The organism is Bradyrhizobium manausense, from assembly GCF_001440035.1.
Classification (GTDB): Bacteria; Pseudomonadota; Alphaproteobacteria; order Rhizobiales; family Xanthobacteraceae; genus Bradyrhizobium; species Bradyrhizobium manausense.
Map to the genome: position 1 here is coordinate 168,717 of NZ_LJYG01000045.1, position 6,873 is coordinate 175,589.

General features: G+C 64.7%; 6 protein-coding genes. 5 read left to right on the forward strand and 1 reads right to left on the reverse strand.

The window, feature by feature from the left end; all coding sequences use genetic code 11:
* The first annotated feature begins 55 nt into the window (after nucleotides 1–55).
* Nucleotides 56–1,441 carry a serine hydrolase domain-containing protein gene (locus AOQ71_RS11130; protein ID WP_057745866.1) on the forward strand — a complete coding sequence of 462 codons (1,386 nt, stop codon included), beginning with the start codon at nucleotides 56–58 and terminating at the stop codon, nucleotides 1,439–1,441.
* Here AOQ71_RS11130 and AOQ71_RS11135 read toward each other — a convergent pair.
* Nucleotides 1,431–2,996, reverse strand: coding sequence for a S10 family peptidase (locus tag AOQ71_RS11135; RefSeq protein ID WP_057745870.1), 1,566 nt, complete (start codon nucleotides 2,994–2,996; stop codon nucleotides 1,431–1,433). The two genes, AOQ71_RS11130 and AOQ71_RS11135, sit on opposite strands and share 11 nt — an antisense overlap.
* Before the next feature lie 249 nt (nucleotides 2,997–3,245).
* Here AOQ71_RS11135 and AOQ71_RS11140 point away from each other — a divergent pair, with 249 nt between their 5' ends.
* The 4 genes from AOQ71_RS11140 (at nucleotide 3,246) to AOQ71_RS11155 (ending at nucleotide 6,793) form a co-directional block, all read left to right on the forward strand.
* The gene (locus AOQ71_RS11140; protein ID WP_057745873.1) at nucleotides 3,246–4,025 is read left to right on the forward strand and encodes an NAD kinase; all 780 of its coding nucleotides are present in this window, start codon (nucleotides 3,246–3,248) and stop codon (nucleotides 4,023–4,025) included.
* A gap of 88 nt (nucleotides 4,026–4,113) precedes the next feature.
* Nucleotides 4,114–4,659: a response regulator gene (locus tag AOQ71_RS11145; RefSeq protein ID WP_057745877.1), complete on the forward strand. Its 546-nt coding sequence runs from the start codon at nucleotides 4,114–4,116 to the stop codon at nucleotides 4,657–4,659.
* A gap of 30 nt (nucleotides 4,660–4,689) precedes the next feature.
* Nucleotides 4,690–5,268, forward strand: coding sequence for an Hpt domain-containing protein (locus AOQ71_RS11150; RefSeq protein WP_057745881.1), 579 nt, complete (start codon nucleotides 4,690–4,692; stop codon nucleotides 5,266–5,268).
* Nucleotides 5,269–5,461: 193 nt separating this feature from the next.
* Nucleotides 5,462–6,793, forward strand: a complete 1,332-nt coding sequence (locus AOQ71_RS11155) for an IS1182 family transposase (protein WP_057742559.1) — start codon at nucleotides 5,462–5,464, stop codon at nucleotides 6,791–6,793.
* Nucleotides 6,794–6,873 lie beyond the last annotated feature (80 nt).

Below are 6,873 nucleotides of genomic sequence, written 5' to 3' on the forward strand. Positions count from 1 at the left end.
CCCGTTCTGCGGCTAACCTTCCCACACCCATCCTCCCTCACAAACCGGTAGAGTAATGGACACGTGGCTGCGATCCGCGATCGACTACATCGGCTCCTGGATCGAATTCCAACAGACGACCTTCCAGCAGCCAGGCGTCCTGCTTGCCTTCGCCCATCGCGGCGAGGTCGTCGCCGAGCATGCATTTGGGCTTGCCAATCTCGATACCGGCGAGAAGCTCACCCCGCGCCATCGCTTCCGCATCGCTTCGCACTCCAAGAGCTTTACCTCGGCCGGCATCATGAAGCTGCGCGAGCAGCGCAAGCTCCGGCTCGACGATCCCGTCGGCCAGTATGTCGGCGGTCTGCATCCGCGCGTCGCCGAGACGACGATTGCGCAGGTGCTCTCGCACAGCGCCGGGCTGACGCGGGACGGCGTCGATTCCGGCCAGTTCATCGACAGCCGCCCCTATCTCAATGCCAAAGAGCTGCTCGCCGAGCTGAAGCAGCCGACCGCGATCGAGCCAGGCACGCGTTTCAAATATTCCAACCACGGCTTTGCCCTGATGGGCCTCCTCGTCGAAGCCGTGACGAAGGAGCCTTACTCCGCCTGGATCAAGCGCGAGATCATCGAGCCTGCGGGCCTTCGCGAGACCGAGCCGAATACGCCGCTTCCCAGGGGCGCGCTGTTCGCGCGCGGCCATACGCGCAAGCTGCCGCTCGGCGAACGCTGCGTGATCCCGGGCGACAATCCGGCCCATGCATTGGCGTCAGCCGCGGGCTTCGTTGCCACCGCCGCGGACACCGCGCGATTCTTTGCCCAGCTTGCCCCCAACGCGAAGAAAAGCGTTCTGTCGGTCGCGAGCCGCCGCGAGATGACGCGGCATCATTGGCGCGTGCCGCAGAGCTTCGAGGCCTATTACGGCCTCGGCGTCAACGCCGGCAAGACCGACGGATGGGACTGGTTCGGCCACGGCGGTGGCTTCCAGGGCTATATCTCGCGGACCTGCTCAATTCCCGAATGCGAGCTCGCGATCAGCATTTTCAGCAATTCCATCGACGGCGCCGCACCGTTCTGGATGGACGGCGCGATGCAGATCCTGCGCGTCTTCAAAACACGTGGCGCACCCGATCGAGGCGTGCGCGACTGGACCGGCCGCTGGTGGACGATCTGGGGCGCGACAGACTTCGTGCCGGCCGGCAATCGCGTGCTGGTCGCCAACCCGCAGTTCAACAATCCCTTCATGGACGCCGGCGAGATCGAGGTCACTGGCCGCGATACCGGCAAGCTCGTCTGGGCAGCCGGCTATTCCAGCCATGGTGAGCCGGTGCGTCGCGATCGCGACAAGCGCGGCAAGATCCGCGACGTCTGGCTTGGCGGAGCAAACCTCAAACCCGGAAGCGTCGTGGCGCGCGAGATCGCGCGGCGCTATCCCCCGCGGAAACGACGGCCTACTCCCTGACCAGCGCCTCGACCTCGCCGCGAAGCGCCTGCCGCGAGCCGTCGCGCGAATAGAACATGTGACCGCCGGGATAGACGACGAATTTCACGCGCGCTGTCGCGAAGGCCGGCAATTGGTCGAGCGCCCGCTTCGTACCGAAATAGGGCGTCGCGAGATCGAACAGACCGTGCGCGACCAGCACGTTCAGCTTCGCATCGGTGGCGAGAATCTGGCGCAGCTCCGACAGCGATTGCGGTGGGTTGATGCCGCCACCGAAGTCCCAGTTGTGCTCGACGGAGCCATTGAGGACTTCATAAGAGCCGTCGGGCCGCCAGTTGAGTTTTTGCGTGAGCACATCGACCGCGGCGCTCGTCAGCGGCGCCTGAAGCGCATCGCCGGAAGGGTCGCCAAAGCGCGAGCTGCCCGAATCCGGATACGGATCGAGACCACGCACCGAGCCGTCGTAGCGCCCGGTCACCATGCCGTTCTTGCGATCGAGCTCGCGACGGAATTCGCCGACATCGAAGCGGCCGGCGAGCCTGCGGCTTACTGCCTGGTCGATGCCGGTGAGTTCGGCAACCTTGTCGGCGAGGCGATTGGTGGCCTCCTTGTCCGCCTCGCCCTTGACGAGGTCAGCCAGAAACTCGCCGCGTGCATAGGCCTCCACGTCGGCGAGATCGGCGCGCTTGACCGGTCCCTTGGCTTCGCGCGCCACCGCCACGTAGCTCGGCAAGCTCGCGACATATTGCAACAGGCTGGTGCCGGCGAACTCGCGGAAATCGAGCAGCGGTGACACCAGGATCAAGCCTCTGACGCCCACGCCATGCTGAATCTGCAACTGACGCACGACCTTCGGCCCGCGAATACCGCCATAGCTTTCGCCCGCGACATATTTCGGCGAGGTCAGCCGGTTGTGCTTTTCGAGCCAACGGCGAATGACGAGCGCGATCGAGTTGACATCCCCGTCGACCGAGTAGAACCGCTTGCGCGCATCCTCATCGCTCGCGATGACGCGGCTGTAGCCGGTACCGACAGGATCGATGAAGACGAGATCAGTAAAGTCGAGCCAGGTCTCCGCGTTCGGTTTCACCTCGGGCGAGGCCGACGGCGACAGCCCCTCGCCGTCAAGCGGCAGCCGCCATGGCCCGACCGCGCCGAACTGGAGCCACGCCGAGGATGCGCCGGGCCCGCCGTTGAAGAGGAACGTCACCGGACGCGTGGCGCGGTCGGCGCCGTCGAGCTCGTAAGAGGTGACGGCGACGTCGGCGAGCGGCTCGCGCTTCTCATTGAAGACCCGGATCGAGCCGGCGGTCGCGGCGAAGTTGAGGGTTCGGCCCGGCAGATCGAGGGTCTGTTTGGTGGTCGAGTCATCCGGGAGGCGACGATCGGAAGCCGCTGGCGAAGCCTGCGCCGCATTTTGTGCATTGCCGCCGCGCCCAGTCTTCTGTCCGGCGGGCGTTGACGCCTCGTTGCGTGGCTGCGGCGGATCGTCCGCCCGCGCCGGGACCGCGAGCGCGAAAGCAACGACCGCAAGCACCAGCCCCGCACGGCGCTGCATGGACAAGCTCATAAACATGATTGTTCTCCCTGCCCCCGCTCGCTGCTTTCAATCCCGGAAATAGCCGCCAATTGCGACGGTTTGGGGGATCGGAGCCCCTGGATTGGCTTTCCGGGGCCGATGATGTCGGCTTTTGCCCTCAGACGGGACGTCCGGTCAGCCTCCCGCGTTTGCCTTGCCAACCGGTCATCCTCGACAATACGGGCCCAGGTCGTATAGACGACCTCGGCGGACCTTTCTCGAGCCAGCGGCACCTGCCTGGAAGCCATGACCAAGCCATCGCGATACGAACGGATCGCCTTCGTCGCCAGCCCGGGCAGCGAGGCCGCGGCCGCCTTCCACCAGCTTACGGCGCAATACGGCAATTGCGATCCTGACGAGGCCGACGTCGTGGTCGCGCTTGGCGGCGACGGGCTGATGCTTCAGACGCTGCACCACCACATGCGCTCCGGCAAGCCGATCTACGGCATGCACCGCGGCACGGTCGGCTTCCTGATGAACGAGTACTCGACGCATGATCTGCGCGCGCGGCTTGAGGCGGCGCATGAATCCGAGATCAATCCGCTGCTGATGCGCGCGACCGACATCAACGACCGCGTCCATCTGCACCACGCCATCAACGAGGTCTACCTGTTCCGGCAGACCTCCCAGGCGGCGCGCCTGCGCATCCTGATCGACGAGCGCGAGCGCATGCCCGAGCTGATCGCCGACGGCATCATCGTTGCGACGCCGGCGGGCTCGACGGCCTACAATCTCTCCGCCCAAGGCCCGATCCTACCGATCAACGCGGCGCTGCTGGCACTGACGCCGATCAGCGCCTTCCGGCCCCGGCGCTGGCGCGGCGCCCTGCTCCCCAACACCGCCTATGTCGTGATCGAGGTGCTGGAGGACGACAAGCGCCCGGTCGCGGCGGTCGCCGACCATGAGGAGGTGCGCAGGGTCCGGCGCGTCGAAGTCCTGTCCGACAAATCCATCTCGATGCGCATGCTGTTCGACCCCGGCCACAGCCTGGAAGAGCGCATCTTGCGCGAGCAGTTCGGCTATTGAGGCCCCCTCCCGGGCGCCCGATGGCAACGCTTCGTTAACCCGAGCCACGATATGGTTAACGAAGGTTGACCGCTTTGGCCCGGGCGTCATGTTCCGCATCGACTTCAACAAGCTGCGCTTTCTCGTCTGCGACGACAATCCCCATATGCGCCGCATCCTGCGGACGCTGCTGCATTCATTCGGCGCCCGCGAGGTCTATGAGGCCGAGGACGGCGCCACTGCGCTGGAAATGTACAGCCACTACGTGCCCGACATCGTCATCACCGACTGGGCGATGCCGATCTTCGACGGGCTCGAGCTGGCACAGATGATCCGGCAGCCCGAATCCAAGGGCAATCCCTACGCACCGATCATCATGCTGACGGGGCATTCCGAGAAGCGCCGCGTCACGGTCGCGCGCGATGCCGGCGTCACCGAATTCCTCGCCAAGCCGATATCGGCCAAGGGCCTCTACCAGCGCATCCTCAACGTCGTCGCCAGCCCCCGGCCCTTCATCAAGACCAAGACCTATTTCGGCCCCGACCGGCGCCGCAACACCAATTCCGCCTATATGGGTCCGGAGCGCCGTGTCGGCGAAAAGCACGAGGTGCTCCAGCAGCCCTCACTGCTCGACAAGGCCCGCTCCACCATCTAGCGCAACGTCTCATCAGGCGAGGCAGGCATCATGGCGAAGAACAGCGCAAAGGACATCGAGGTCAAGGCCTTTGCCACGCATCACGTGATCACGCAGCCCAATCCGCTGCGCAAAGTCCTGCGTCGGGTCGAGGAAAAGGACATGGATGATCCGATCGGCCGCGCCGAGCAGGCGCTGGCCGGTTTATCCGGCGAGTTCAAGAGCTGGATGACGACCGAGGTCAACCGTCTCTCGACTGCCTACGTCGCAATTCGTAACGACGGTTTCAGCAAGGAACGACGCGACGAACTGTTCCACGCCGCGCATGACATCAAGGGCGACGCGGCGACGTTCGGTTTTCCGGCCGCGGCGGGAGTTGCCGAGAGCCTGTGCCGCATCATCGAGCATGCCCCGGACCTCGAGAAGGTTCCGGCCGAGCTGTTCACGCACCATATCAACGCCATCCTCGCCATCGTGCACGAGAACACCAGGCTCGACAGCATCAGCGTCTCCGCCGAGCTCAGCCGCCGTCTGCGCAAGGTCGCCGACGACTATCTCACAGACGTCAACCGCGACCGCCCCGAGCATCTCGAGGTGATCCTGGCGCCGAGCATCGTGCCGGTGGAGTAGTACGCGCTCATCACTATGAAGATTGTAGTATCGTAGGGTGGGCAAAGCGAAGCGTGCCCACCAAACTTGATTGTACGGATAAAAATGGTGGGCACGGCGCTATGCGCCTTTGCCCACCCTACGAGACTGTGAATCTTTTGTACCGCGTGTCGGGCGAATGTGATTCTCTAGGCAGACTGATCTGCTGGAGAGGATGATGGCTGACGAGGGACTTTTTGGCGAATTGCCGGATCAGTCGGCGCCACGAACCGAAGCGGTGCCGCGGGGTGCACCTCGGCTGCGCGAGCCCGTGCGCAATCAGGTCGAATTGCGGGCGGTCGATATCGACAGCCTGATCGGGCAGGATCATCTGGCCCGGGTGATCTGGGCTTATGTCGAGGGGCTCGACCTGAGCGAGCTGGAAGATCGGGTTAAGGCACGGGAAAACAGGCCGGGCCATCCGGCGCCATCACCCCGGCTGCTGCTGGCGCTTTGGCTGTACGCCACGAGCGATGGCGTTGGCAGCGCGCGGGCGTTGGATCGGCTCTGCGACAGTCACGACGTCTACCGCTGGCTCTGCGGCGGCGTGTCTTTGAACTATCACACACTGTCGGATTTCCGGGTCGGCTGCGCGGACCTGCTGGACCGTTTGCTGGTCGAACATCTGGTGGCTCTGAATGAGGCAGGGCTGATTGATCTGGAGAAGCTGACCCAGGACGGGGTGCGGATACGGGCGAATGCGGGGGCCGGCTCGTTCCGGCGGGAGGCAACGCTCGGCCGGCAGATGGCCCAAGCGAAGGCTGTGGTGGAAGAGCTCAAGCGCGAGGTCGATGCGGATCCGGAAGCCAGCAGCCGGCGTATCAGGGCGGCCAGAGAGCGCGCGGCACGCGAACGCAGTGAGCGGGTGCAGGCTGCGCAGAGGGCTTTGGACGAGATCAAGCGGAAGCGCAAGCAACTCGACGAAAAAGGCGGCAATGGCAAAAAGCCGAAGGAGCCCCGGGCCTCCACCACCGACCCGCAGGCAAGGGTGATGAAGATGGCAGATGCCGGCTTCCGCCCCGCCTACAATGTGCAGGTGGCCAGCGCGGCCGGCGAACTGATCGTGGTCACGGTCGACATCGACAACAACGGATCAGATCGCGGCTTGATGCGGCCGATGCTGGAGCGAACGCGCACTCGGCTGAAGCGCTTGCCGCGTCGCTACCTCGCCGATGGCGGGTTCTGCAGCGGCGAGGACATCGAATGGGCGCACGGTGAAGGCGTCGAGGTCTACTGTCCTCCGCCCAACTCCAGGAGCGGTGTCGATCCCTTTTTACCTCGGAGCAGCGACGGTCCTGGCGTCGCGGCCTGGCGGGCCCGCATGGCCAGCGAAGCCGGCAAGGCACAGTACAAAGCCCGCACGATCTGCGAATGCATCCATGCCCGGTGGCGGAACTGGGACCTCAGGCAATTGACCGTGCGCGGCATCGAGAAGGTCCGTGCCGTCGTGCTCTGGTACGCCCTCACCAACAACATCCTGCAAGGACACCAACTGGCAAAAGCATAGACAGCACAGCCATCCCCCGGCGGTTCGACATCGACGGCCCCCGACATCAGCGCGGGCGCTACCCACTCTTTAATATCGAA

Excerpts from the sequence above, each read along its gene's own strand:
- AOQ71_RS11130 (WP_057745866.1), top strand. The coding sequence starts at position 56 with ATGGACACGTGGCTGCGATCCGCGATCGACTACATCGGCTCCTGGATC.
- AOQ71_RS11135 (WP_057745870.1), bottom strand. The coding sequence starts at position 2,996 with ATGTTTATGAGCTTGTCCATGCAGCGCCGTGCGGGGCTGGTGCTTGCG.
- AOQ71_RS11140 (WP_057745873.1), top strand. The coding sequence starts at position 3,246 with ATGACCAAGCCATCGCGATACGAACGGATCGCCTTCGTCGCCAGCCCG.
- AOQ71_RS11145 (WP_057745877.1), top strand. The coding sequence starts at position 4,114 with ATGTTCCGCATCGACTTCAACAAGCTGCGCTTTCTCGTCTGCGACGAC.
- AOQ71_RS11150 (WP_057745881.1), top strand. The coding sequence starts at position 4,690 with ATGGCGAAGAACAGCGCAAAGGACATCGAGGTCAAGGCCTTTGCCACG.
- AOQ71_RS11155 (WP_057742559.1), top strand. The coding sequence starts at position 5,462 with ATGATGGCTGACGAGGGACTTTTTGGCGAATTGCCGGATCAGTCGGCG.